Below are 26,495 nucleotides of genomic sequence, written 5' to 3' on the forward strand. Positions count from 1 at the left end.
TCTACCTCCCTGCTTTAGCCTTGCTGATTCGCCGCTGATGAACGCTTCGACCAGGGCTGAGGCGTAACGCTCGCACCTGGCTGTACTTTCTGATAGCCAGTGACGATGACCTTGTCACCCGCTTTGAGTCCGCCTTCCACGACATACTGATCTTCATAGATTTCAGCCGTTTTGAGGATGCGCTGCTCCACTTTGTTATCACTGTTGACGATCATCACCGACAGCGCACCATTCGGCTGACGGGTAGTCGCTCGTTGCGGCACCATAAGCACATCTTCGGTACCGGTTTTGACATGGGCTTTCACAAACATACCCGGCATCAGATCACCATCCGGGTTAGGAACTTCAGCACGCAATGTCACCGAGCCGGTTGTCTGTTCCACGGTGACTTCAGAAAACTTAACCGTGCCCTCGTGCGCATACGTGACCTGAGAGGTTTCATCCATGGTCAGTGAAACCGGCAGTGAACGTTGCTCGCGCATGGTTTGTCGCAGCGACATAATGGCGTTGCCCGATTCCTGCATATCAACGTAGACAGGATCAAGCTGCGTGATCACCGCCAGTTGTTGTGTCTGGTTGGTTGTTACCAGCGCACCTTCAGTCACAAATGACCGGCTGATTTGCCCACTGATAGGCGCATAGACCTTGGTGTATTCCAGGTTAACCCGCGCCAGTTCCACCGCAGACTCAGCCACACTTATTGCCGCCAGCGCCTGATCTTTTTGCGCCACGACATCGTCATATTCCTGTTTGCTGACCGCATTTTCGGCAACCAGATCATCGTAACGGCGCGCTTTGGCTTCCAGCGTTTTAAGGTTTGCCTCGGCACTTTTCTTATCTGCAATGGCACTGTTCAGCCGGGCCCGGTAGCGGGCATCATCAATCTGATAAAGCTGCTGCCCTTTCTCTACCTGCGCACCTTCTTCAAACAGGCGCTTGGTGATTACACCATCGACCTGCGGGCGCACCTGCGATTGCCGGGACGGTGTCACCCGGCCGGGCAGCACATACTCATGCGTCATGGCCTGCGGTGAAAGGGTTATTACGGATACCGACTGTGGTGGCCGTGCCTGAACCTGCGCACTGGCCTGACCCTGCGTATTATCACCACAGCCTGCCATCAGAGTAACGGCGAATGCCGCAATCAAAAAATGTAAAAAATGTCTCATACCTGATTATCTACCCTTAAATAAGACGCATTGGACATAGCCGGAATTCATGCTAAATTAATATACATACACGCATGTATGTTGTCAATTTGACTTTGAGGTAACCGCTTTATGCGCCGTACAAAAGAAGAAGCAGAAAACACCCGACAGGCTATCCTGGATGCTGCAGTTACCGTGTTCAGCGACCGGGGAGTCGCAAAGTCAACGCTGGAAAATATCGCGCGGGAGGCAAAGGTAACCCGAGGTGCGATTTACTGGCACTTTGCCAATAAAGTTGAAATTTTCGATGCGTTACATGACCACCTGCATTCTCCGTTTATTCAGCGTATTTTGGAAGGCCTGGAAGTTGAACATGCCGATCCCGTCGGCCAGTTGCAGAAAATATGTACCGAAATACTGACGGAGTTACATGAAGAGCCGCAGACGCAAAAACTGCTTACACTGTTTTTGCTGAAATGTGATTACTCCGGTGAGTTTGCCGACAGCAAAGCGAAGTTTCTGGCCAAAAAGCGCCGCACCTACGATGCATTTGCCGCCTACTTTACTAAAGCAATAGAGGGCAACTATATTTCAGCAAAGGCCGACCCACACTTGCTGACTCTGGCGCTACAAAGCCTGTTTCATGGCCTGGTGGTGGAGTTTCTGGAAGATCCTGTCACGATAAATCTGCAGCAGGACGGGCCGCGACTGATGGCCATGCTGTTTGCCAGCTTCAGGCACTACTAGGGAAGGTGCGAATAAGTCTATCGCCGCTCAGGCTCACAGCCAAGTGCCTGGTCAAGGCGGTCTTTTGCAGGCCTAACGGGTTAAGTCAAAAAAGGCCAACGCAGACCAAGTGGTTGGCTGTAAGCCCCGAAGGGCGAGCCCTGAAGCACGCATTCGCTGCGTTAGCTTTCTTACCAAGGACTTTGGCCATTGCCCGCGAAACCTGCCTTGCGACTACGCACTTCAGGACTCGCTGAGTGATGATAGACTTATTCGCATCTTCCCTAGAGAAGTGCTTACCATAGGAGACGGTCATTGCGCGGGTAACCTGTCTTGCGACTACGCACTTCAGGGCTCGCTGAGTGATGTTAGACTCGTTCGCGCCTTTCCTGGCGTCCGGCATACCCGCTGACTAAGACAAATTGGCTAATCCTGCGCTGACGCACGCACATAGTCTGTTAACATACTGTAGGCTCTGACCAGTTGTTTCGCGGCGGCCGGATCGCCCCCCTTGTCCGGATGATGCTGGTGTATAAGCCGGCGATAATGCCGTTTAATAGTGCCAAGCGTCAGTGGTTCATCCGCACTGAGTTCAAGTACCTGTCTGGCCTTTGCGATTTCTTGCGTCGACAAGGTGTCGTGGCTGATATGCCCGCCCATACGCTGCCAGAAATCATCGAGCAGGGCTTCCACATCGTCTTTGCCTGTCTCATCAAAATTACCCCAGTTGAGGTAGTAATCGCGCAGAGGATCTGAAGGTATGGGTGCCGACGACGGTTCTGAGGTTTCATGCAGTGTAATCTTTAGCGTATGAATTGCCAGGTGTCCGACGCCCTGTGCGTGCCAGCGCAGCTGCAATTGATAAAGCGCATGGAAAATCACAAAGTGAGTCTGAAACAGAGCCAGTGACTCGCGCAGCGCTTCCTTATCAAACAGGTTGTAAGGCGCCTTCTGCAGCCTGGCAATCAACGTATACTCGCTGACACCGGCGGCAAACCACTGGCTGTGATCTTCCAGCAGGTCGGCAATAAACAGTGCAACATTCTGAGCGTGAATACCCCGTTCTCCTTCGGCACAACATTTCGTCAGCGTCGCATTTGCGACAATAACGGTCAATGTGTATCAATGCGCAAGTTTCAGTACCGCGACACCACCCACAATCATGGCAACCCCCAGATAACGCGCCAGCGAAGAAGGCTCGCCATAGATAAGCACACCCAGGAAAAATGTACCGGCAGCACCGATACCGGTCCATACCGCATAGGCCGTTCCCATCGGGATCTGCTTTTGCGCCAGCCACAGGCAATAGCCGCTTGCGCACATAAATCCTATCGCCATGGCGATGCCAACAAAGCGCGTTTCAGCCTGCTGGGCAAACTTCAGCCCGACCGGCCAGCCAATTTCAAGTAATCCGGCAACGACAAGGTAAATCCAGCTCATTGATAATCCTCTGTTTGTCACATGACCGTGGCATGTTGATGCTACTCATTAAAAAAGGTTTGAATTTCTTCAAACCTTTTTCGCTGACTGTCGGGAAAAGTACCTCGACCTTCCTCAGTTGCAGCGTTGACCCTGACGAGATGATCGTCGGTCAGCATCTTATACTGTATCACGCCAGATATGGCCGGGATATCGGTTCACACCTGCAGCAGGTCATGGAATGGCGTAACGCAGCGATGCACCATTCAGGCTGGGCATCGGGTTTGAGAGATAAAAAAGCCTGGCCGCGTCACTGCGGTCAGGCTTAATAATTTGCCGTTGGAAACGACGAGATAGTTGCAGGATGTTATACCCGGTGTCGAAACCGGATTAGCCTTTTCTGCGGCCAAACAGGCTCAGACCAATCAGAGTCAGAGCAAATAAACCTAACGTACCTGGCGTTGGAACCTGCGCCTGTACATTGTTGACAGACAATGCCGCACGTTCAGCGCCATCAATGGCAAACTCAAAGCTGTTACCACCACTGTTGCTATTCTCTGCCCAGAAGAACGTTAACTGGTTACTGCCAGCACCTAATTGCATATTCTGAGCAATCACACTGTTATTGCTCCAGCGCTTTGACCACCACAGGTTACTGTTGATATCAGCGATAAGCGCGCCGTTATGGAACAGTTCAGCACCATTACCCGCATCCAGACCTGCAAAGAAGCTGAACTGACGCTCAGTCCCCGGAAACAGGTTAATCGTCATTTTGTAGATGCTATTGTTAAACTGACTGCCGCTGAACAACATTGTAGCGGCTGTGAAGGCTTCACTTGAGATGTCGTCGGCATCCAGCCCAGCCCAGTAGCCAGCCAAATCAACGTTAGTGTTATTACCAAAGTTGGCATCGGCTGACTCAATCGTGATTAGGGCAGCGTTTGCAGAAAAAGAAACCGTAAAAAGCAGCGCACAGACAGCAAATAATTTTTTGTACATTTTGTAAACTCCAACAGCTAAGTACTCATTAATTAGCTATCTCTATACATTTATCGTGCCAAATTTTAAGTGCATGTTTTTTATGGGTAATTTCATGCCCATTTTTGACCCTGTAAAATTTTCAGACAGTTTTGCAACGATTATACGGTGGCTACCGCGACTAATTAGCCGCGCTCGTTTACGTCTATGCTCTTCACTCAAACCAGGACTTTATCGCCTTTTGCTGTTTAAGCGCTAAACATACACGTGAAAAAAATCAGGTCAGGCAACCACAGCCGCCAGCTTGTTGTAGAGTGTTTCTATATCTATGGGCTTAGCAATATGATCTACAAAACCCATCGCTAAATAATCGTCGACATCTTTAGCCATAACATTGGCAGTGAGGGCAATCACAGGGGTTGTCGGATTAATCCTGCTTATCTTCCTGTAGGCTGCAACACCGTCTAACTCTGGCATTTGAATATCCATTAACACGGCGTCGTATGAGTCTTGTCCAAATGCATCAACAGCTTCTGCTCCGTTTTCAACAAAGTCCATTTTAATGTTTGTTGGCTCTAGCATTGAGCCAATGATCAGCCGGTTAATCTCATTATCTTCAGCGATCAGGACTCTCTTGCCGTTTAGTTGGGTTGGGGCTGCTACCACACCTTTTGCGTTTGATTTGATTAACTCTGTCGACGGCAGGGGCAAGGTCACGACAACGCATGTTCCTACATTCTCTTCGCTCTTAACCTCTATCGCGCCGCCCATCATTGAGATGAGGCTTACCGTTATTGACATCCCCAATCCTGTCCCACCATACCTTCTGGTGGTCGATGAATCCGCCTGCTGAAAACGTTCAAATATTCGGTTTTGTGCCTCAACCGACATACCAATCCCAGTATCAGATACCGAAAATTGTAAAGCTACACCATTATTAATATGAGCGTTTTCCAGAAAGACACTGACTTCCCCGTGGTGCGTAAACTTCACAGCATTCGAAACAAGGTTCAGCAATATTTGCCTGACACGTACAACATCACCCTGCCATCCATCATTGAAGCTGTCAGCACACGCTGTTAGCAGCTTTATACCCTTTTGTCTTGCTTCAATACTCAGGTCAGACTGCACTGACTCCATGACCTCCAACATTGAAAAAGGCCTTTTTTCTAAATCAAGCTTACCCGCTTCTATTTTTGAATAGTCCAGAATGTCGTTGATTATTGTTAGCAGGCTCGTCGCCGAATACCGCGCCTTTGAAACCAGCAGTTGTGATTTTGCATCAAGTTCGTTTTGATTAAGCAGCTGAAGCGTCCCTAAAATCCCATTCATTGGCGTACGGATTTCGTGGCTCATATTCGCTAAAAATTCACTTTTTGCTTGCGTAGCCTGTTCAGCGCTCTCCTTGGCATCCTGAAGCCGTATTGAGGCGTTAACATTGCTTGTTACATCCTGAAATGTACCGAATAAGCGAATGCACTTCCCATCTTTATGTTCCGCCTCGCCCTTACTCACCACCCATCTGTGATTCCCTTTCGCTGTGATAATCTGCGCTTTCAGATCCCAGGGGGCCCCAGTGTTTATCGCGCTTTCTACCACGTTTACTATGTTATTGCGGTTTTTCCCTTCAACATAAAAAGCAATGGCACTTTCCATGTCCGGAACATAGTCTTCATTTGCCTCGTGGATGCAACGGGTCTGCTCACTCCAGTGAATTTTTTCGGTCCTGAGATCAACGGACCATGTTCCTATTTTTCCGACTTTTTCCAACTTTTCGAGCGTAGAAGCTTGCTCTCTAAGGCGTTCTATTGCTTTCTCCCTTGCTATTTCAGCGCCTAACCACTGAGCAATTAATTCCACATAGCCATAGTCATCAGACGTAAAAGGGGTGGTTGGATCTGGCGAGGAAAAATTAATCGTGCCAAATGTTTCGCCATCCACGATGATTGGCGCGCCCAGGTACGCCTCAAGCTTTTGGGTTTGGTAGCATGGGTGCGTCGCGATACGTGATCTGCCAGCGTGGTAAAACCCTGTTGCCTCGTTAGACGATAATGTGTGTACACAGTAGGTTTCGCCCAAAGCAAAGCACACGCCTGGTTTAAGCTCGGGTATGTCTGAAACGGCAAACAGGACCTCATACTCACTCCCTTCAATACGACTTACCAAGCCAATCTCTAAGTCAAAGAGTGACAGACCAAACTGTAAGAGCTTTTCCACCTTCTGCTCGAAGGAAGCCCCCTGTAATGAAACGATGTCGTGAAATGCGCGGAGCGGGTTCATAAGTAGCGTCTTCAGTCAGGCCATGGTGCTTATATCAGATTTATTGACCAGCCTATTGCGGCCATTTTCCTTCGCTTCGTAAAGCCCTTCGTCGGCATTGCTTATGAGATCATCCAGGGCTGTGTTCTCATCTGCTGGCGCGGCATAGATACCTGCACTCACCGTTACAATTCCATGGGGACTTAAAGCATGTTCAATCTGAAGTTGTGATACGGCTTGTAATACTTTTTCGACGACCCGTTGCCCCCCAGACGCCCCGGTGTAGGGGAGAAACAGTACAAACTCCTCACCTCCAAAACGGATTGCGCTATCCGTTGGTCTGCGTAGCGCTTTTTGAATAGCTTGCGATACCCCGGAAATAACCTCATCACCGGCTACATGACCATAGGTGTCGTTATATTTCTTGAATAAGTCAATATCCAGCATCACCGCGCAGACGTTCCCTTTGTCTCTCACGACTTGCCTGAGCAAGCGCGGAAGCTCATTATTAAAGTAATATCGGTTGTAAATTCCCGTTAACTGGTCTTTGTAAATGAGTGACTGCAGTAACTCAATGCGCCGTTTGTTCAGAAGATGATTACTCACACGGTGTAATAATGTTGACAATACAACAGGCTTTAGCAGAAAGTCTGTTGCACCCGCTTCCCAGCATTGATTTTGCGTTTCTATCTCATCTGAACCTGTGACAAAAATTACCGGAATACTGCGGGTCCTGGCGCGTTTTTTCAGAGACGTACATACATCAACCCCATTCATACCAGGCATGTGCATGTCTAAAAGCACTAAATCGATATGCGTATCTTCACATATCGCCACGGCTTCCTGTCCGCTCGATGCCAGTATGCATTGATAATCAGTCGAGAGCATATTCTTCAAAATTGTCGCATTAATGAGCTCATCATCAACGATTAAGATAACTGACCCATGCTCAGAACCCTTCTCTAAAAACGACTCGATTTCTGCGCTCTTACCGACTATCCCATTCACTGCCATAGGAGTATCGTGCCTTCTCTTCAATTAATTATAGTGGGGCAAAATTACTACCCTGTCATAGAACAGACCGTATCACTCGCGTTAAGCGAGTTTCTAACTAAATAGTCATTAAAATCATCAACTGGTAATGGTTTACTGTACAAATACCCTTGTGCGTCTGCGCACCCCAGCTTTATTAACAATGCCTCGTGCTCACAGCTCTCAACCCCTTCACAGACAAGGTGTAAGTTCAGAGATTTTGCCAGCCCAATAATGGCTTTGACGATACAGGCCGCTTGCGGGTCGCATGTCACATCTTTAACGAACGATTTATCAATTTTTATTACATCCAGCTTAAAAGATCGTAAATAAGACAAACTGGAATACCCTGTCCCAAAATCATCCAGAGCCACTGAAATCCCAGAGCGTTTTAATGCTTCCAGTGTTAAATTGGCGCTGTTAAAGTCTTCAACAAGCGCCGACTCAGTAATTTCCAGTTCAAGATATTGAGAAGGCAGGTTGTATTTTTTCATCGTCGCGACGACGGTTTCACTGAAGCGGTGATCATTAAACTGTTGCGCAGCAACATTCACTGCGACTTTGCAGGCTGTGCCTTGGTCCAGCCATTGTCTGGCCTGAGCGCAACTCTTTTCGAGTACCAGCTTACCTAAGCTTGAAATTAAACCGATCTCTTCGGCAATAGGAATAAATTCGTCAGGCGGTATAAAACGTCCATCCTCACCGGTTAATCTTGCCAGCGCCTCTGCGCCCGTCAGCTTTCCAGTGACCATATTAATTTGGGGCTGGAAATAAACCTGCAGACGCCCCTCTTTTAAGGCTGCGTGTAAGGCACGTTCAATACTCACTCTTTTGGTCAGTTGCGCTGTAAGGTCTTGCGAGTAGTAGGCGTAGTTGTTTTTGCCATTCCCTTTAACGTTATACATGGCATTATCAGCATGGCGCATTAGTTGGTCTGCGTCTTTTGCATCATAGGGAAACAGGCTGATCCCAATACTTAACGAAATACGCACATATTGGTTGTTTATCAGAACCTGTTCTTCGGCCATGCTTAAAATGTGAGACGCAATTTTATTTAAATGGGTAAGGTGCTGTATATCTCTAAGCAAAATAACAAATTCATCGCCTCCAACCCTTGAAATAGTCACGCTTTCAGGCACAACTTCCTCGAGCTTTTGGGCGACATATTTTATGACAGCATCGCCACCATTGTGCCCCAGTGTGTCATTCATTAATTTAAAGTTGTCAATATCCACTAACAGGAAAGCCAGCTTATTATTATTTAACGACGCTTCTTTGATTAACATCGCCAGACGATCATTGAGCAATAGTCGATTTGGCAGGCCAGTCAGGTGGTCGTGATGAGCGAGGTGGGACATCTTTGTCGCCATTGCTATAGCTTCAGTAATATCCTGAAAGACAATCACACCACCAATAAGCTCTCCATTTTGGTCAACAACTGGCGATGCGGAGTCTTTGATTCTGAACTCACCACTTACTTTGTTCACTACTTTAGAACTATGCATTACTCCCGCAGCCCGGTTTTCACGTAGTGCGGTATACAGCGGGTTTATCGCTTTTTTATCACTACTGACATCACGTAAATCCATCACTTCATCAATTGCTAACCCTACGGCCGCATTAGACTTCCATCCCGTTATTCGTTCGGCAGCCGGGTTCATAAACGTCACCAGCATATGTTGATTAGTCGTGATGACGGCGTCACCAATAGAAGCAAGCGTCGCATGGAGATGCTTTTTCTCTGAGTAAAGCTGACGATTTACTTTTTCGAGCGCGCTGGTCTGATGAATGAGTTTAAGCTGATTTGAGATCCGTAACGCTACCGTCTGTGTCTGTAAAGGTTTAGGCAGAATGTCGCTGGCCCCTGCTGCAAGCGCCTTGCCTTCAATTTCAGAACTGTAATGTGAGGTGGTAAAAATGATTGAAATGTAAGACGTGGCAGGATTTGCTTTTAACAGCCTTGCGGCGTCGAGTCCATTCTCTTGTGACAATTCAATATCAAGAATGACAACCAACGGTTTTAATTCGATACATGTTGCCAGGACGTTCTCAGGGTTGTCTGGCGACATTATTGTATAAGTTGCGCTGAGTGCCGATGCGAATGTTGATAGTGAACTGCTGTCATCATTAAAAATAACGACCTGAGTAGATTTCTCTAACTGGCACATGACAACTCCTTTTAGCCAGGTTAGTAACAGAGCCTTAGCGCCTTACTAACAGAAAAATAGTCAATTAAGGTTAGGCAGCGCTTCTGACCTCTGCAAGTAGACTTAAGTATACTTTTGGGTTGTTTTACACGTCATCTGACAACAGGGCTGATCCACGGGAACGTCCTGTTCACCTGCAGCAAAGATAAAAAATGAGTTAAGTTTACTGTGAAGTGCAAGGGAAGGAATGTATTGTCATCTTATTGGCAAGCGGTATAGGGCTCATAGTTCTCCAACATGTTTTTCTGGACGTGCGCGCTGGAAATCGTGGCAACCTTTGTTATGCGAAAACACCTTACACCACTTGTCCGGCAGCCCAGCCACTGGACCAGGCCCACTGAAAATTGTAGCCCCCCAGCCAGCCTGTGACGTCCACCACTTCACCAATAAAATAGAGGCCGTCTACGTCTTTCGCCATCATGGTTTTCGATGACAGGTTATCCGTATCTACACCGCCCAGGGTGACTTCTGCAGTGCGGTATCCTTCTGTACCGTTCGGTTTTACCTGCCAGTCATTCAGTGCACTGGCAATGGCATCACACTCGCTATGGGAAAGCTGTTTGACCGGACAGTTTCGCCAACCGAGGTAGTTAATAAGGGTGAGTGCCATACGTTTTGGAAAGAGCTGTGCAAGGCAGGTTGCCAGCAGCGCATCCGGAGAGCGGTTACGGGCATTCTCTATAAACGCCTGTGCATCGTTCTCGGGCAGCAGGTTTATCTGCAGCGTCTCACCGGGTGTCCAGTAAGAGGAAATCTGTAGCATGGCCGGGCCACTTAAACCACGATGGGTGAAGAGCATGGCCTCTTTAAAGCTGGTATCCTGACAGCCCGCGCTTACATCGACTGACACACCGCTGAGTTCGCTAATGTGTTGTTTGTCAGCATCGTGCAGCGTAAAGGGCACCAGCGCTGCCCGGGTTGGCAATACATTCAGACCAAACTGCTCAGCCACTTTGTAGCCAAAGGGCGTAGCGCCGAGTTTCGGCATACTCAGACCGCCGGTGGCAATCACCAGTGATTCACATGCATAGTCGCCAGATGAGGTCGACAAATAATAGCCGTTATCGCTTTTTTCAACCGACACCACCTCACAACGGGTCGTAACGGAGACGCCTGCCTTGTCACATTCACTGAGCAGCAACCTGACAATATCTTTGGCGCTCTCATCACAGAACAGCTGACCTAAGGTTTTTTCGTGGTAGGCAATGCCGTAGTCGTTTACCAGCGAGATGAAATCCCACTGCGTATAGCGACTCAGTGCAGACTTACAGAAATGCAGGTTGGCGGAAAGAAAGTTTTCAGCGCTGGCGTACATGTTGGTGAAGTTACAGCGTCCGCCACCGGACATCAGGATTTTACGTCCGACTTTCTTAGCATGATCCAGCACTTCAACACGCCGCCCGCGCTTACCCGCTTCGGCTGCGCAGAACAGTCCGGCTGCACCGGCACCAATGACAATCACATCACGCTGCTGTATTCCCACCTTACCTACTCCACTGTCTGCCGGATTAGCCTGCTATTAACGGCCTTAAGGGCGTTACTGCAGGCGTGAATTATACGGCATTGGTCTGGCGCCTCAATGGATATGAACGTTATTCCCGGTTGAATGCCGCTAAGGGGTGTGTGGTGGTCAGCACCATTTCAACCCGGGTACCGGGTTGAAAGGCGGTTTCATGACTAACGCGGATCTTCAATTCGTGGCCATTATCCATGGCGACGGCGTACAACCGGCTGCCCCCTTCGTAGCGGGCCCATTCGATAATACCATTGGTGTTGCTGTTATTGGCGCTCAGTGACAAATCATCCGGCCGGATCAGTACATCCACATCACCCTGTGCACCATTAATCGGCGTGGCCGGAACATCGCCTATTTCGGTGGTGATCATGCCATCGCACAGGTTGCCCGGCATGAAGCTGGCTTCACCCAGAAAGCGCGCAACAAAACGGCTGGCAGGCTCCGCGAAGCAGGCCTCGGGCGTATCGATTTGTTCCAGCACACCATTTTTTAACACCCCGACCCGATCGCCCACCGACAGCGCTTCGTCCTGATCGTGGGTTACCCAGATCGCCGGTACGCCTGCGGTTTTCAGCGCACTGCGAATTTCCCAGCGCAGGCTGTCTTTTAATGCGGCGTCCAGATTAGACAAGGGTTCATCGAGGAGCACAAACGCCGGCTCATGCGCCAGTGTGCGGGCCAGTGCCACACGCTGCTTTTGCCCACCGGAAAGACGCGCGGGCTTGGTATCGCGGAATTTATCCATACCCAGCAGTGACAGCCAGTGATCGGCCAGCGAGGTATTTTTCAGGCGGAAGCTGACATTCTGTTCAACGGTTAAATGCGGGAACAGCGCAAAGTCCTGAAACACCATGCCCACATTGCGTTTTTCCGGTGCCAGCGGTTTGTCAGCAGTGGATGTCCATGCGCCCAGCTGAATGCTGCCCTCTGACACAGGAATAAGCCCAGCCAGAGCCTGCAGGATGGTCGTTTTGCCGCAGCCCGTCGGGCCCACCAGCATCAGTATTTCATCATCGCCGAGCGCCAGGTTAAGCTTATCGACGACGCGGGTTGCGCCATAATTGACGGATAAATCACTGACTTTCAGCATTAACGACGTTCATCCTCCGAGAGTGTAAATTCAGCGCGGCGCTCACCTGACAGCATCAGGATAAGGCCAAGACCGGATAACAGTACCAGCAACAGACCCGGCACTGCTGCCCGCCCAAAGTAGCCGGCTTCATAGACCCGCCACATATAGGTGGCCAGTGTTTCAAAGCCGGTTGGTCCCAGCATCAGGGTGGCCGGCAATTCTCGCATGGCTTCAAGAAATACCAGCGCAGCGCCCGCTACCATACCACGTAACGACAACGGCAGGGTAATACGCATAAACGCTTCCCGGGGGCTCGCCCCCAGTACCCGCGCGGCTTTCACCATACTGGCATCAAGGTTCTCCGCAGTAGTACGAATACTGCCCACCGCCAGCGGAATAAAGCGCAGCACGTACGCCACCACCAGTAAGGCCAGGGTCTGATACAAAAACGGCAGTTGCAGGCCCAGATACACCAGCGCCGTGCCCATGACTATGCCTGGCACGCCAAAGCCAAAATAGGTGATCCGCTCCATCAGTCGTCCGGCTTTGCCTGCAATTGCAGCATGTGCCACCGGTAACGCGCACACCACCGCTGCGATTGCGGCCAAAAAGGACGCATAGGCCGAATTCCAGGCATAACTGAATTCAAATCCGCCGGTACCCTCACGCACCAGCCACACCATAAATATCGCCATTGGCAATACAATGGCCATGGCCACAATCGGCAAAAAACTCATCAGCATGGTGAAGTACTGCCAGCGGGCAGGCCATAACGTGAGATGTCGACCCGGGCGCTCTGTGGCACCGCCTACCCGTGATTCAAGAAACAGAACCAGCGCTACAATCACCATTAGTTGCAGTGACAGCATAGCTGCCTGACTGAGGCCAAAGGCGTTGTATTCCACAAAAATAACCCGGGTAAAGGTATCCAGCCCCATGATTGCCGGTGTGCCGAAATCGGATAAGGCATACAAGGCGGCCAGCAGTGCGCCTGCGGCGATACTATTACTGGCGCGCGGCAACACTACCCGCCATAAACTTCGCCACAGCGACAGACCTAAAAGTCGTGATGCATTGACCAGGCTGGCATCCTGACTGAGTAAGGAAGCACGGGTGGTCATCATGACAAACGGGTAGGTATACAGTGACATAATCAGCGCCGTTCCCCACAAGCCGCTGACAGCAGGCGTAGGCACGCCGGTGAGGGACTCAATTTCACCGCCGCGACCAAATGAGAAATACATGGCAAAAGCGCCTATGTAGCTGGGGAGTGCCAGCGGCGCGGCCAGCAAAACCAGCCATAATTTTTTTAACGGGCCCTGCACGTAAGCGGTAAACAAGGCCAGCGGTACACCCATTATGACAGAGCCAACGATGGTCAGTACCACCAGTGCCAGGGTATTGCCCAGCACGCGCAGATTATGGGTATCAAATAGCTGGGCACTGTCTGATGCCAGCGACACAAGCACGCCAACCGGTAAAATAGCCAGTAGCGCAATTAACAGTGCCAGCGGATAGGGCTTTGGCCATTTGCTCACAATACGCCAATATCCCGCATCATATTCAGGGTCGGACGTAAGTCGGCCAGTTTGCGCAGGTCCAGATCCGGCGGTGTCACTGTGTCAAGATTAGGTAACCCCTGGGGCATGGCGACATTGTTCACCAGGGGAATTTCATAGGCTTCAGAGGCGAGGTACGACTGCACCTCTTCGGTCAGCAGGTAGCGAATAAAGTTCACCGGTAAATCGCCGTCTTCCAGCGCCATTATGCCTGAGGCATTGACCAGACAGCCTGCATCATTATTGGTAAACGCCAGATCCACGTTGGCATCCGGCTTACCGGCTTTTAACCGCAGTGTGTAGTAATGATTGGCAAAACCTATGTCGACCTCACCACGCTCGACACCCATCACGACACCCAGTTCACCGGCATATTTTTTGGCATTGCGTTCAACACCCCGTAACCAGTCCCGGGTCGCCTTCTCGCCTTCCAGAATACGCATCGCCGTTACAAAGGACTGGAAAGAGGCATAGGCAGGCGCCCAGCCAATCGCCAGATCGCTGTCAGCCAGCGCCATAATGCTGTCAGGAATTTGCGCCGGGCTTACACGTTCGGTGTTATACGGCAAAGTACGAATACGCCCGGTCACTGGCGAAAAGCGCGGATACTGAAAACCCGGTTTAAGCTGAGTGATAATATCCTCAGGCAGTGTTTTAGCGAGGCCCTGATCGGTTACCATGCCGACCGACCCCGTATCTACTGCCCAGAACAAATCTGCACGGCGTACCCCGGCTTTCGCTTCGGCGACAATGGTATTGGCCAGCGCCGCGGTACCGCCCCGTCGAATTTGCAGGTTCAGCCCCGGATTACGGTCTTTAATGGCATCCAGAACATTTTCATACAGGCCGCCTTCCCCGCGCCCGAGGTACAGGGTCAGGTCACCTTCCAGTTTCGGTAACTGCTTCACCGAGCGCGGATTGCCGGCGGCGAAACTCAGCGTGCTGCTTAATGGCAGGGCCCCTAGAAGCCCGGCTGCGGCAAGCCCGCGTAACAATGTTCTGCGTTGCATACTACTACCTTAAAAGACCGATTTGCGGTTTTCTTCTGCCTCGACCAGCAGGCCCCGCGCTTTATCCAGTTTCTTCTGCATCGTTTCGACGACATCACGCACCGAATCGACACCTGCGTCCTTATCGATGGCTTGTGGCAGCGTCACGTTGAAGTCTTTTTCCAGTGACTCCACCAGCGCCGCGTCCTGTTCAATCAGGGCACCTTCAATACCTTCAAAACGCTGCATATAGGTTTCATGTACCAGTGTAGTGGCGACCTCGTGCAGTTGCTCTGCGTACTTTGCCACCACGCGATGCAAACGCTGTTTAATATCATCAATCACATCGGGACCTGAGGTTGGCTCTGACTGTGTAGTCTGAATTTTTTCAACCAGTCCGCGCTGCTGGTACTGGGCGGCAAGTTTAACCGCGCCCAGCGCCTGCCACAAGGCCTGTTGTAATCTGGCTTCTTCAGAGCGGACTTTGGCGACATCTGCCCCCTCATCAATGGCCTGCTTTACACCATAAATACCTTGCCAGATTGAGGCATAAATCGGCACATACTGGGTTTCTATGGCAGAGTGAAAATTCACTTCCTCCCAAAACTCGATCAACTGGTGAGTATCGACTTTACCTTTACCCTTCTCTTCATAGGCATCAACAACACCACCAAACTTTTCCTGTAGCCAGTGCACCTCTTCATTGTATTCATCGATGTGATCACTTAAGTGGTTCACCTGATCGGTAATTTCACCATTGGCCAGCGCCACATGACTGAACAACGGTGCACTCAGCGCCGCCAAAAGCGCAACAATGCGCGCATGTTTACTAACTGTTGCCATAACCTGTCCTGTCTGTTTAGTTTGTCTGAAAATGATACTTATTATCATTCGAAGAGTAAAGTAAGCTCGTCCGAGTTATACCGCCTGTCAGCGATACGGAAATGAAACGGCTAAAGTTTAGGGGGAAGGGAATAAAGGACGTTTCTTAACAAGGGCGATGGCCATTGCGTGCGAAGCCTGCCTTGCAACTACGCACTTCAGGACTCGCTGAGTGATGACAGACTTGTTCGCATTTTGTTTAACCGGGCTGCAATCGCAGCCCCGGTGGTTTAGGCAAGGGCTTTTAGCTCAGGGCCGACGTCCATTGCCTGCGACCCTGCCCCGCACTTCACTTGTCAGGATCCGCTGAGTGACGACAGACTTGTTCGCACCTGGCCTAGAGGCTGTCCAGCATGCTTTGCGCATCGCTGACTTCAAAACGACCTGGATCTTCGATATTCAGTTTTTTAACCACCCCGTCTTCGACCAGCATGGAATAACGAACCGAACGGGTGCCACCAAAATTACTGGTAGACATATCCAGACCAATTTGCTTGGCAAAATAACCATTACCATCGGCCAGCATAATAATCTCGTCGGCATTGTTCGCTTTGCCCCAGGCATCCATAACAAACGCGTCATTAACGGACAGACAGATAATGCTGTCGATGCCTTTCGCCTTTAATTTATCCGCCAGCGCCACATAGCCGGGCAGGTGTGCCTGTGAACAGGTCGGGGTGAATGCACCGGGCACGGCGAACATGACGACGCGTTTATCATTGAACAGGTCGCCCGTTTTTGGATTTACAAGCTCACCATCTTTGATCATGCTGAAGTCCACTTCAGGCAAGGTGCTGCCAACTTGAATCATTCTGCTCTCCTAAGCGTTGTGACAAATATACACATCGAAGCGATGCTTTTTGCTGGTTATAGCCATGGACGGTTTATCTGCGCCTAAAGGTTCTGCAGAGTTAGGACGCTTTACTACAACCCGGTTTTTTGCAAGCTGCCGGGCAGGTGGTAACAGCGCATCTGCGTCTGGATCATCTCCCAGCAATTGCTGAAACAGGCGCATTTCCTTTTTTACCATGGCCGATTTTTTACGGTGTGGGAACATGGGGTCCAGATACACCGCATCGACATCAGATTGATCCCAGTATTGCATCACTTCGGCGCTATTGCCATGTAATAACGTTAAACGCGCCGCAAGCAACGGGTCACTATCCTTGAGCCTGCGCAGGCCATCCTCCAGCAGCGCCGCAACAACGCTGGAGCGCTCAATCAGGGTAACGTGACACCCTGCCGAAGCCAGCACAAAGGCGTCACGGCCGAGACCGGGTGTGGCATCAATCACCCGGTAATCATCGCTGCCCTTCATACCAATCGCTTTTACAACAGGCTCACCTCGTCCGCCCCCATGGGCCTTACGGTACTGGCTTTGAGGTGACAGAAAATTCACGCTGACAGCATGTTTCTGCTGACGATCGGCGCCGTCATACAGGCCCAGCGATCCGTCCTGCATGCGCAGATACAAGCCATCTGGCACGTCGCCTGCAACCGGAAATTGCCAGCGCCTTGCAATGTCGGCACTGATGGCATCAGAGGGTGCAGCTACAAATACAATATCATGCATGGCCATACTGCTCCTTGTTACCAATCCAGCGGTTTATAATGGCCTGAGAGTGTGACGGATACTGGCGCCACAGTGTTCCCGCAATATCCTGCACCAGCGGTATAAGTTGCGCATCGCGTACCAGGTCAGCAATTTTAAGTTCGGCCATGCCGGTCTGCCGGGTACCCATTACTTCACCGGGGCCCCGGATCTCCAGATCTCGCTGTGCGATAAAAAAACCGTCACTGGATTCGCGCAGTACACCCAGACGCTTCGTCGCCGTTTTCGATAACGGGCTCTGATACATCAGCACACACTGACTCTCTACGGCGCCGCGCCCGACCCGGCCACGTAACTGGTGAAGCTGTGCCAGTCCCAGTCGCTCAGGGTTTTCAATGATCATGATGCTGGCGTTAGGCACATCCACGCCCACTTCAATGACCGTGGTCGCAACCAGTAAATCGATGTCTCCCGCTTTGAACTGCGCCATCACGGCCTGCTTCTCGGCCGGCTTCAGGCGGCCATGCACCAGTCCGACGGTAAGCTCCGGCAGCGCAGTTTTCAGGGTAATGGCCGCGTCTTCCGCCGCCTGGCACTGCAGCACGTCAGACTCGTCAATGAGTGTACACACCCAGTAAGCCTGTCGCCCACCCTCGCTGCAGGCCTCACGGATACGCTCAATCACATCAGCGCGTCGGGTATCGGGCAGTACTACGGTGGTGACCGGGGTACGTCCCGGCGGCAGTTCATCAATCACAGAGGTGTCTAGGTCGGCGTAGGCTGTCATGGCCAGCGTGCGGGGAATCGGAGTAGCGGTCATGATCAGCTGATGGGGAAAACGTCCCTGCTGCTCGCCTTTTTCCCGCAGGGCCAGGCGCTGATGTACACCAAAACGATGCTGTTCATCCACAATCACCAGCGCCAGGTGCTGATAGGTCACCTGCTCCTGAAAAATCGCATGGGTTCCGATGAGCATCTGGATGTCACCGCTGGCAAGCCGCGCCAGCACCTCATCGCGGGCTTTGCCTTTCAGCTTGCCGGCCAGCCAGCCGACAGTAATCCCCAATGGTGCCAGCCACTCGTTGAAGTTCGCTGCATGTTGCTCTGCCAGTAATTCGGTGGGTGCCATCAGTGCGACCTGATATCCCGCCCCAATCGCAGACAACGCAGCCAGTGCGGCAACCAGGGTTTTACCTGAACCTACATCCCCCTGCACCAGGCGCATCATGGGGCGTGCATGCTCCATATCCTGCTGAATATCGGCTACCACCCGCGATTGCGCAGCGGTCGGGGTAAACGGCAGGCTGGCAATGAAGGTGTCTGTCAGGCGCTGATCGACAGGTATGGCGATGCCAGGCTGCGCATCCGACTGCTGACGTACCTTGAGCATACTTAAATGATGGGCCAGCAGCTCTTCCAAAATCAGTCGGTACTGGGCCGGGTGCTGCCCTTCCTCAAGCTGTGGCATTGACACATCCGGCGATGGCCGGTGTACCAGATGCAGCGCTTCGTGCAAACTGACCTGCCCTTCATATAAGCCATCCGGCAACAGGTCGCTCAGTCCGCCCTTATCAAGCAGGGTCAGTGCCTGCTCGCTTAAGTTGCGTAAGGTCAGCTGTTTAACGCCTTCGGTAGTGGGATACACCGGTGTAAGTGCGGGTGGCAGCGCGTCGGCTTCCTCTGTCAGAGAAAATTCCGGGTGCATCATTTCCGGGCCCCATTTCCCAGCCCTTACTTCGCCAAAGCAACGCACCTCGTTACCCGGAGAGAGCATCTTGCGCTGCAATGCACCAAAATGAAAAAAACGCAGCGTAATGGTACCGGTGCCGTCGCTTAACTTTACCAGCAGCATCCGTTTTTTGCCGTACTGAATATCGGCACTCATCACCTCACCCTGCACAGTGACATGCGTGAAAGGCCGTGCCTGTCCAATTGCAACCACGCGAGTACGATCCTCGTACCGCATCGGCAGATGAAACAACATATCCTGCACGGTGTGCAGATCGATTTTGGCTAACTTCTCGGCCACTTTAGCCCCTACCCCTTTCAATGCAGTGATAGGGAGGGTGGCAAGCGATTGCATTCTGCGCCGGCCTCGCATCTGATGATTGACTATCGGCGCAGTGTACTGGATTGATTTTACATTGGCGAGAACAGCTTACGACCAGTCTTACACGACTGGCCGCAACCGGCGCTGTTTACTGATTATCTTCGGCGATGGCGCGGGCAACAGCCAGGATCATATTGGCTGATGGTCTTGCTTTGTAATCAGGATTCACATAGCTGAACTGAATCTTTGCCCCGGTATCAAGAATAAACACGGCGGGTGCTGGCAGCACGGCTTTGCCGTTGTCATCAAGTGTCAGTGCAATACCATGCTGTTTATAGCGTTCCTGTGTTTGCGCATCTAAATAAAAGCCAATACCAAACTCACGCAGTGACGCCAGCGACGTGTCGGTGAACAACTGCGCCGCAAATTCCGTTTTCAGCGCCTGTTCATTCAGACTGTCGGTACTTTGCGGGCTGATTGCGAGGATCTGATAGCCAAGTTCGAGCAATTGTTCCTCGATATTTTTTAGCTCCGCTAACTGACGATTACAGTACGGACACCAGCCACCCCGATAAAACAACACTACTGCAGGTGCCTGCGAGGTAAGTGCGTGCAAACTGACAGGATCACCCTCAGGCGTAGTCAGTGTGCTGTTGGGGGCCTGCATACCGGCCAGCAGTGGCGTGACCTTTTCTGGCGATGAGGCCAGGGTGTCGCGCAATGCGGCCGTGGCGGCAGGTGCGGAGACGATTAGCGTTGCAAGAATGACAAAGATATATACGACTTTCACGGGCGCCCTCATTAATAAATATGGCTCTGTGACTTACCAGACCCGGAAGCATACAAAATAATTACAGCGAATGCCGGAATTTACCCGGCGATTTCATCAGCGTGCAGTGCCTGCAAAACCGCCGGTGACACCTGAAGCTGCTGCCACCAGGCCTTGCTGGCTACAATGTGCCCATGATCATCGATAGGCGGGTAAGCAATGCCTTTGCGTTTACACATTTTCTGCAGACGCGGATAGCCCGCTTCAAATAACAGTTGCTGGCACTCTTCATCCGGCAATGTTGCCTTATCGTACAGACCGGCAATCTGACGCTGACGTTGCGCTTCATACAGAATCAGTGCAGCAGCCACAGACACATTCAGCGATTGCACCATGCCCACCATGGGTATGACAATATCCTGATCAGCCAGTGCCACCGCCTCGTTGCTAACGCCATAGCGCTCCTGTCCAAACAGGATCGCCGTTGGCCGGGTATAGTCGACGTCACGAAAGTCGACAGCGGTTTGCGAAAGATTGGTAACCAGGATCTGCATATCCTGCGCTTTCAGTGCGGCGGCGGCCTCACCGATGGTATCGTGATTGGTAGTACGTACCCATTGCTGACTGCCCATAGCGGTACCGCCACGCAGTTTATGGCGCTCATCCCATACGGTGTGCACACGATGAATGCCAATGGCGTCGCAGGTACGAACGATAGCCGACACATTATGCGGTTTGTGAACATTTTCCAGACATACCGTGAGATCCAGCTGACGCTGTCTGAGTACCTCGCGAATACGCTGATGGCGCTCCGGCGACATGGTTTACTCTGGTAGCTCCATGATCCCGTCTACCTCGACCTGCGCCCCTTTCGGCAGCGCACTGATTTGTACTGCTGCACGGGACGGATAGGGCTTACCGAAATACTCAGTCATGATCTCATTGACGGTCGCAAAGTGTGACAAATCTGTCAGATAGATGGTCATTTTTACCAGATCGTTGGTCGACCCCCCGGCCGCTTCGCAAATGGCTTTGAGGTTATCGAACACCTGTGTGGTTTGCTCGGCAAAATCATCACTGACCATTTCCATGGTGTCCGGTTTCAGCGGGATCTGACCGGAAATATACACGGTGGTCCCGGCTTTTACCGCCTGGCTGTAAGTACCAATAGCCTGCGGTGCCCGATCGGTTTGAATAATGGACTTAGACATACCTGTTCCTGTTAATCGATTAATTAATGTTTGGACTGACTGTGACGAGATACTCGCTGGACTTCCGGCATTGTCCGGATCTTGCGCATGATTCTGGCAAGGTGAACCCGGTTGTGGGTTGTCAGTTCGAGATCGATAAAGTAGATGTTACTCTCTTTTTCTTCGGTTTGCAGACCAATGATGTTGGAGTCACAACCCGAAATCATATTGGTCAGTGTTGCCAGTGTGCCCTGGTGATTAACCAGTTCGATACGCAGCGACGATTTAAATTCGCCCTGTGTGGTATCGTCCCACTGCATAGGCAGCACCCGCTGCGGCTCTTCGCGGGACAGTTTACGGATATTCTTACAGCCGGTCTGGTGAATCGTCATGCCGCGTCCCGGACTCAGCACCGCGACGATTTCATCATCCGGGATAGGATGGCAGCAACGCGCATAATTCACCAGCAGGCCTTCGGTCCCGCGAATGGCAACATTGCCTTTTTTGTCTGGCAGCTCGCCCGACTCGCCCAGCAGCCGGCGGGCAACAATGGCGCTTAGCTCGTTCCCCAGACCAATATCGGTGAGCAGTTCGTTGAAGTCGGCGTGTTTGGTTTCGGCTACAACACGGTCAATATCCTGCTGTGGAATTTCGTCCAGTTTTACCGTCCCCAGGGCGTGACGCAGCAGGCGGTTGCCCATATTTACGGCTTCCTGGCTGTGCTGTTTACGCAAATACTGGCGGATACGGGTGCGCGCACGGGCACTGACCACAAAGTTCAGCCAGTTCGCGTTGGGCTTAGCTTTCGGTGACGTAATAATTTCCACGGTCTGGCCGTTTTCCAGCGGTTTACTTAAGCTGTAATTTCGTCGTTCAACCCTGACGCCGACACAGGTGTTACCAATATCGGAATGCACGGCGTAGGCAAAATCAACCGCCGTGGCACCGGTGGGCAGCTCGATAATGCGGCCATCAGGCGTAAACACGTAGATTTCGTCGGGGAACAGGTCGGTTTTGACCGATTCAATAAATTCAAAGGATGAACTGGCAGACTGCTGCAGCTCAAGCAGCGACTGCATCCACTTGCGTGCCCGTAGCTGAGCCGTGGTGCCGGTATCCCCGGGCTCTTTGTACAGCCAGTGCGCGGCTACCCCTTTATCTGCCATATGGTCCATTTCGTGGGTGCGGATCTGCACTTCCACTGGGATCCCATGCGGGCCAACTAAGGAGGTATGGAGTGACTGATAGCCATTGGTACGGGGGATGGCAATATAATCTTTAAAGCGGGTCTCAATGGGCTTGTACAGGCTATGCATGGCACCCAGTGCACGGTAGCAGTTGTCCACGGTATCCACCACAATGCGAAACGCGTAAATGTCCATCACTTCGTTGAACATCAGCTCTTTGTTGCGCATTTTACGGTAAATGGAGTAAAGGTGCTTTTCGCGGCCATGCACCGTGGATTCGATGGAATACGAGTCCAGCCGCGTCCCCAGCTCCAGACGGATATTGTCGATCAGTTCTTTTCGGTTGCCGCGCGCCTGCTTTACCGCAGATTTCAGCGCGCGATGGCGCATCGGGTACATGGCCAGAAAGCCTAAATCTTCCAGCTCATTTTTAATATCGTGAATACCCAAACGATGCGCAATAGGCGCATAAATTTCCAGCGTTTCCAGCGCAATGCGGCGGCGTTTATCAGGCCTGAGCGCGCCGAGAGTACGCATATTATGCGTGCGATCGGCCAGCTTGATCAGGATCACCCGAATATCCTGCACCATGGCCATCATCATTTTACGGAAGTTTTCTGCCTGTGCTTCCTGCTTGCTCGAAAACGCAATTTTGTCCAGCTTACTGACGCCCTCGACCAGCTCGGCCACGGTATTCCCGAAGCTCTCGGCTAAGTCCTGCTGACTAAAATGGGTGTCTTCAATCACATCGTGCAGCAGCGCTGCCATCAGGGTTTCGTGATCCAGATGCATGTCGGCCAGAATACCCGTCACCGCAACCGGATGGGTGATGTAGGGGTCGCCACTTGAACGCATTTGCCCGTCGTGCGCCTCATGCGCAAGCACAAACGCATCCTCCACCAGCTGAACCTGTTCAGCGGGCAGATAACTGGCAACTTTTTCTTTTAAGCCTTCAAAAAGATACACGTGATAGTGAGACTGCAAATAAGTGAGTATTCAAGGATACGAATATTTGTTTCGAGATCCAATCAAAAACGCCAGTACATTTGTACTGGCGCGCAATGCAAACAGCTTAGCAGCGTTTGGGCTTACTGATCGGACAGAATATTCGCAACAGAGGCGAACTCGGCGTTATCCTGCTGCTCCTGGTCGTGAATTTCATCATGCTCCAGTGTGGCAGCATCCACCAAACCACCTTCAATTTCACGCAGTGCCGTGACGGTAGGCTTGTCATTCTGTACATCAACCATGGGCTCTTTGCCTTCAGTGGCCAGTTGACGAGCACGTCGTGCAGCGATCAGGATCAGATCGAAGCGATTGCCGATCTTATCTACAGCGTCTTCTACGGTTACGCGAGCCATGTGTATCTCCGGAAAATTGAGCAACTAAATGATAAAAGGCCGCGTAGTATATACCACCGACGGCCACAGTCATAGTGTTTTGTGTAAATTTACAGCACCCGGGATCAGGCCGATCCCAGCAGTTCGTCCAACAGCGGCTGGTGTCGCAATTGTTGCTTCTGCAAACGCAACCGCCGCGCACAAACAATGGCTTCCAGTTCATGCAGGGCAATCGAAAAATCATCGTTTACCAGCACGTAATCAAATTCGCTGAAATGCGACATTTCCGCCACAGCCTGCTTCATGCGACTGGCAATCACCTCGTCGCTATCCTGTCCACGACGTGTCAGCCGTTCTTCCAGCACGGACAGGGAGGGCGGTAGAATGAAAATACCACAGGCATCGGGCAGCTGTTGTTTAACCTGCTGCGCACCCTGCCAGTCAATATCGAGAAACACATCAACACCGCGGTGCAGCGTCTGCTCAATGGTTACCCGTGAAGTGCCATAATAATTACCAAACACTTCAGCCCATTCAAAAAACACGCCCTGCTCTATCAGTGCTTCAAACTGGTCGCGGCTGACAAAGTGATAATGCTCTCCATCCACCTCACCGGGACGAGGCTTGCGGGTGGTATGTGATACCGACACTTCGACTCGCTGCGCGGATTTGTTTGCATGTTTCTCAAGCAACGCCTTTATCAGGCTGGATTTACCGGCGCCTGACGGTGCCGCAAGAATAAAAAGATTTCCAAGTAATGAAGCCATAACGCGTACCTGGTTGATGTGAAGCAGAACGCCCACCCATCTAGCGGGTTTGCCCTTACCACCTGACGGGAGACCTATTCGCATCTTCCCTAGTGTTCATTTAAGACAGCAATGGTAGCATAACAACTTAACTTGCCGTAAAACTTCGCGCTTTTTACTGCGAAGTTCTGTGAACGGATTGGAATAAGGAACCTGATAACGATGAGTGGAAACCTGCTGCCCTACGTGGAAGTTAACCCCAACACCACACCCGATGCCTGTGTCATCTGGTTACACGGACTTGGGGACTCAGGTAATGGCTTTGCGCCAATCGTCCCCGAACTGAAACTACCCGCTGATCATGCCATTCGTTTTATTTTCCCTCACGCCCCCGAGCGGCCAGTGACCATCAATGCCGGTATGCGCATGCGCGCCTGGTATGATATTAAATCACTGGATTTTAATAATCGCGCCGATGTCGAAGGGGTTACAGATTCGGCCGCCAGAGTGGAAGCCCTGATCGACGCCGAGCATAAAAAGGGCATTCCGTATGAGCGTATTGTACTGGCCGGTTTTTCGCAGGGCGGCGTGATTGCCCTGCATTTAAGTACCCGCTTCGAACACAAGCTGGCCGGCGTTCTGGCACTGTCCACTTACATGAGCGAGCCAGAGAAGCTGGCAGCTGAGGCCAGCGCGGTTAATAAGGACACCGCTATTATGATGGCGCACGGCGAGCAGGATGAGGTAGTGCCGATGTTTCTTGGCCATACTGCCTTTAAGACCCTTACCGAAAATGGCTTTAATGCGACCTGGTCGACCTACACCATGCAGCACAATGTCTGCCTGAATGAATTAAACGATATTTCAGCCTGGCTGAAATCAGTTCTGGCCTGAGCAAGAGAAGATCATGAGTTCAACATCACTACCTGATACGGTCCGCATTGCCACGCGCAAAAGTGCGCTGGCACTGTGGCAGGCCGAATATGTCAAAGCACAGCTTTTGCATCACCACCCACATATCACTGTGGAGCTGGTACCCATGAGCACGCAGGGCGATAAAATTCTGGACACGCCACTGGCCAAAATTGGCGGTAAAGGGCTGTTTATCAAAGAACTTGAGGTAGCCATGCTGGAAGGCCGCGCCGATATTGCCGTGCATTCCATGAAAGACGTCCCGGTGGCCTTTCCCGAGGAATTTGGTCTGCACGCCATTTGTGAACGAGAAAACCCGTTTGATGCGTTTGTTTCCAATACCTATGAGACGTTAGACGCGTTACCACAGGGTGCAGTGGTCGGCACCTCCAGTCTGCGCAGGCAGTGCCAGCTACGAAAACTGCGCCCGGATTTGGTCATCCGCGACCTGCGCGGCAATGTCAATACACGGCTAAGCAAACTGGATGCCGGAGACTATGATGCCATCATTTTAGCCAGTGCCGGACTCATCAGGCTGGGCTTTCAAACGCGCATCACCGAGGCACTGGACCCGTCGGTGTCGTTGCCTGCCGTGGGGCAGGGCGCGGTAGGTATCGAATGCTTAAACAGCGATACCGGCCTGATTGAACTGGTGTCCGCGCTGAACCATAAAGAAACGGCAATCCGGGTGAAGGCAGAACGTGCCATGAATACCCGGCTGGAGGGCGGCTGTCAGGTACCCATCGGCAGCTATGCCACGCTCGATGGCGATACGCTGACCCTGTCAGGTATGGTCGGTAAGCCAGATGGCTCAACGTTGCTGTTTGCCTCAACCACCGGACACGCAGACACCGCCGAAAAAATGGGTATTGATGTGGCAGACGCACTACTTGCACAGGGCGCGGGCGATATTTTGCGTGCACTGTACGACTAACCCATGTATTTGCTTACCCGCCCGCGGC

At 51.5% G+C, this 26,495-nt stretch carries 25 protein-coding genes; 4 read left to right on the forward strand and 21 right to left on the reverse strand.

What is annotated here, in order from left to right:
• Positions 1 to 14: 14 nt before the first annotated feature.
• Positions 15 to 1,121, reverse strand: coding sequence for an efflux RND transporter periplasmic adaptor subunit (locus IE054_RS08940; RefSeq protein ID WP_373293865.1), 1,107 nt, complete (start codon positions 1,119 to 1,121; stop codon positions 15 to 17).
• Between the two features lie 159 nt (positions 1,122 to 1,280).
• Here IE054_RS08940 and IE054_RS08945 point away from each other — a divergent pair, with 159 nt between their 5' ends.
• The gene (locus IE054_RS08945) at positions 1,281 to 1,895 is read left to right on the forward strand and encodes a TetR family transcriptional regulator (protein ID WP_189405493.1); all 615 of its coding nucleotides are present in this window, start codon (positions 1,281 to 1,283) and stop codon (positions 1,893 to 1,895) included.
• Between the two features lie 405 nt (positions 1,896 to 2,300).
• On the opposite strand, the gene IE054_RS08950 is transcribed toward IE054_RS08945, so the two are convergent.
• Complete coding sequence (locus tag IE054_RS08950) at positions 2,301 to 2,990, reverse strand: DNA-J related domain-containing protein (RefSeq protein WP_189405496.1); 690 nt, start codon at positions 2,988 to 2,990, stop codon at positions 2,301 to 2,303.
• Between the two features lie 6 nt (positions 2,991 to 2,996).
• On the reverse strand, positions 2,997 to 3,314 hold the full coding sequence (locus IE054_RS08955) for a DMT family transporter (protein ID WP_189405498.1): 318 nt from the start codon (positions 3,312 to 3,314) through the stop codon (positions 2,997 to 2,999).
• A 32-nt stretch (positions 3,315 to 3,346) separates the two neighbouring features.
• Between IE054_RS08955 and IE054_RS08960 the strand changes: the two genes are divergently transcribed.
• Positions 3,347 to 3,622 carry a hypothetical protein gene (locus IE054_RS08960; RefSeq protein ID WP_189405500.1) on the forward strand — a complete coding sequence of 92 codons (276 nt, stop codon included), beginning with the start codon at positions 3,347 to 3,349 and terminating at the stop codon, positions 3,620 to 3,622.
• Between the two features lie 61 nt (positions 3,623 to 3,683).
• On the opposite strand, the gene IE054_RS08965 is transcribed toward IE054_RS08960, so the two are convergent.
• From IE054_RS08965 to gmk, 18 genes are all read right to left on the reverse strand, one after another.
• On the reverse strand, positions 3,684 to 4,292 hold the full coding sequence (locus IE054_RS08965; RefSeq protein WP_189405502.1) for a CCXG family PEP-CTERM protein: 609 nt from the start codon (positions 4,290 to 4,292) through the stop codon (positions 3,684 to 3,686).
• 261 nt (positions 4,293 to 4,553) lie between these two features.
• On the reverse strand, positions 4,554 to 6,551 hold the full coding sequence (locus IE054_RS08970; RefSeq protein WP_189405504.1) for a GAF domain-containing hybrid sensor histidine kinase/response regulator: 1,998 nt from the start codon (positions 6,549 to 6,551) through the stop codon (positions 4,554 to 4,556).
• A gap of 15 nt (positions 6,552 to 6,566) precedes the next feature.
• Positions 6,567 to 7,544 carry a diguanylate cyclase gene (locus IE054_RS08975; RefSeq protein WP_189405506.1) on the reverse strand — a complete coding sequence of 326 codons (978 nt, stop codon included), beginning with the start codon at positions 7,542 to 7,544 and terminating at the stop codon, positions 6,567 to 6,569.
• A 47-nt stretch (positions 7,545 to 7,591) separates the two neighbouring features.
• Positions 7,592 to 9,730: a two-component system response regulator gene (locus IE054_RS08980; protein ID WP_189405509.1), complete on the reverse strand. Its 2,139-nt coding sequence runs from the start codon at positions 9,728 to 9,730 to the stop codon at positions 7,592 to 7,594.
• A 334-nt stretch (positions 9,731 to 10,064) separates the two neighbouring features.
• A complete protein-coding gene (locus IE054_RS08985) occupies positions 10,065 to 11,246 on the reverse strand; it encodes a BaiN/RdsA family NAD(P)/FAD-dependent oxidoreductase (protein ID WP_189405798.1) in 1,182 nt (393 codons plus the stop codon).
• Between the two features lie 115 nt (positions 11,247 to 11,361).
• Complete coding sequence (locus IE054_RS08990; protein ID WP_189405510.1) at positions 11,362 to 12,375, reverse strand: ABC transporter ATP-binding protein; 1,014 nt, start codon at positions 12,373 to 12,375, stop codon at positions 11,362 to 11,364.
• Positions 12,375 to 13,895 carry an ABC transporter permease gene (locus tag IE054_RS08995; protein WP_189405512.1) on the reverse strand — a complete coding sequence of 507 codons (1,521 nt, stop codon included), beginning with the start codon at positions 13,893 to 13,895 and terminating at the stop codon, positions 12,375 to 12,377. Before IE054_RS08995 ends, IE054_RS08990 begins: the two co-directional genes overlap by 1 nt.
• Positions 13,892 to 14,926, reverse strand: coding sequence for a substrate-binding domain-containing protein (locus tag IE054_RS09000; protein WP_189405515.1), 1,035 nt, complete (start codon positions 14,924 to 14,926; stop codon positions 13,892 to 13,894). The genes IE054_RS08995 and IE054_RS09000 overlap by 4 nt, the downstream gene beginning before the upstream one ends.
• Positions 14,927 to 14,935: 9 nt before the next feature.
• Positions 14,936 to 15,748: a hypothetical protein gene (locus tag IE054_RS09005; RefSeq protein WP_189405516.1), complete on the reverse strand. Its 813-nt coding sequence runs from the start codon at positions 15,746 to 15,748 to the stop codon at positions 14,936 to 14,938.
• A gap of 376 nt (positions 15,749 to 16,124) precedes the next feature.
• Positions 16,125 to 16,598 carry a peroxiredoxin gene (locus IE054_RS09010; RefSeq protein ID WP_189405518.1) on the reverse strand — a complete coding sequence of 158 codons (474 nt, stop codon included), beginning with the start codon at positions 16,596 to 16,598 and terminating at the stop codon, positions 16,125 to 16,127.
• A 9-nt stretch (positions 16,599 to 16,607) separates the two neighbouring features.
• Positions 16,608 to 17,360: a class I SAM-dependent methyltransferase gene (locus IE054_RS09015; protein WP_189405800.1), complete on the reverse strand. Its 753-nt coding sequence runs from the start codon at positions 17,358 to 17,360 to the stop codon at positions 16,608 to 16,610.
• Positions 17,353 to 19,422 carry an ATP-dependent DNA helicase RecG gene (gene recG / locus IE054_RS09020; RefSeq protein ID WP_189405520.1) on the reverse strand — a complete coding sequence of 690 codons (2,070 nt, stop codon included), beginning with the start codon at positions 19,420 to 19,422 and terminating at the stop codon, positions 17,353 to 17,355. Before recG ends, IE054_RS09015 begins: the two co-directional genes overlap by 8 nt.
• A gap of 115 nt (positions 19,423 to 19,537) precedes the next feature.
• Positions 19,538 to 20,179 (reverse strand): peroxiredoxin-like family protein, encoded by a 642-nt coding sequence (locus IE054_RS09025; RefSeq protein ID WP_229805050.1) that lies wholly within the window; start codon positions 20,177 to 20,179, stop codon positions 19,538 to 19,540.
• A gap of 80 nt (positions 20,180 to 20,259) precedes the next feature.
• A complete protein-coding gene (gene trmH, locus IE054_RS09030) occupies positions 20,260 to 20,979 on the reverse strand; it encodes a tRNA (guanosine(18)-2'-O)-methyltransferase TrmH (RefSeq protein ID WP_189405524.1) in 720 nt (239 codons plus the stop codon).
• 3 nt (positions 20,980 to 20,982) lie between these two features.
• Positions 20,983 to 21,369 carry a deaminase RidA gene (gene ridA / locus IE054_RS09035; protein ID WP_189405526.1) on the reverse strand — a complete coding sequence of 129 codons (387 nt, stop codon included), beginning with the start codon at positions 21,367 to 21,369 and terminating at the stop codon, positions 20,983 to 20,985.
• A gap of 23 nt (positions 21,370 to 21,392) precedes the next feature.
• Positions 21,393 to 23,501: a bifunctional GTP diphosphokinase/guanosine-3',5'-bis pyrophosphate 3'-pyrophosphohydrolase gene (gene spoT, locus IE054_RS09040; RefSeq protein ID WP_189405803.1), complete on the reverse strand. Its 2,109-nt coding sequence runs from the start codon at positions 23,499 to 23,501 to the stop codon at positions 21,393 to 21,395.
• A 122-nt stretch (positions 23,502 to 23,623) separates the two neighbouring features.
• Complete coding sequence (gene rpoZ, locus IE054_RS09045) at positions 23,624 to 23,896, reverse strand: DNA-directed RNA polymerase subunit omega (RefSeq protein WP_189405528.1); 273 nt, start codon at positions 23,894 to 23,896, stop codon at positions 23,624 to 23,626.
• 104 nt (positions 23,897 to 24,000) lie between these two features.
• Positions 24,001 to 24,642, reverse strand: coding sequence for a guanylate kinase (gene gmk, locus IE054_RS09050; protein ID WP_189405531.1), 642 nt, complete (start codon positions 24,640 to 24,642; stop codon positions 24,001 to 24,003).
• Positions 24,643 to 24,843: 201 nt separating this feature from the next.
• Between gmk and IE054_RS09055 the strand changes: the two genes are divergently transcribed.
• Entirely contained in the window at positions 24,844 to 25,515 is a 672-nt protein-coding gene (locus IE054_RS09055; protein WP_189405532.1) for an alpha/beta hydrolase, read from the forward strand.
• A gap of 13 nt (positions 25,516 to 25,528) precedes the next feature.
• Positions 25,529 to 26,467, forward strand: coding sequence for a hydroxymethylbilane synthase (hemC, locus tag IE054_RS09060; RefSeq protein WP_189405534.1), 939 nt, complete (start codon positions 25,529 to 25,531; stop codon positions 26,465 to 26,467).
• Positions 26,468 to 26,495: the final 28 nt, after the last annotated feature.

Origin of the sequence: Alteromonas halophila, from assembly GCF_014651815.1 — a bacterium.
Taxonomy (GTDB): domain Bacteria; phylum Pseudomonadota; class Gammaproteobacteria; order Enterobacterales; family Alteromonadaceae; genus Alteromonas; species Alteromonas halophila.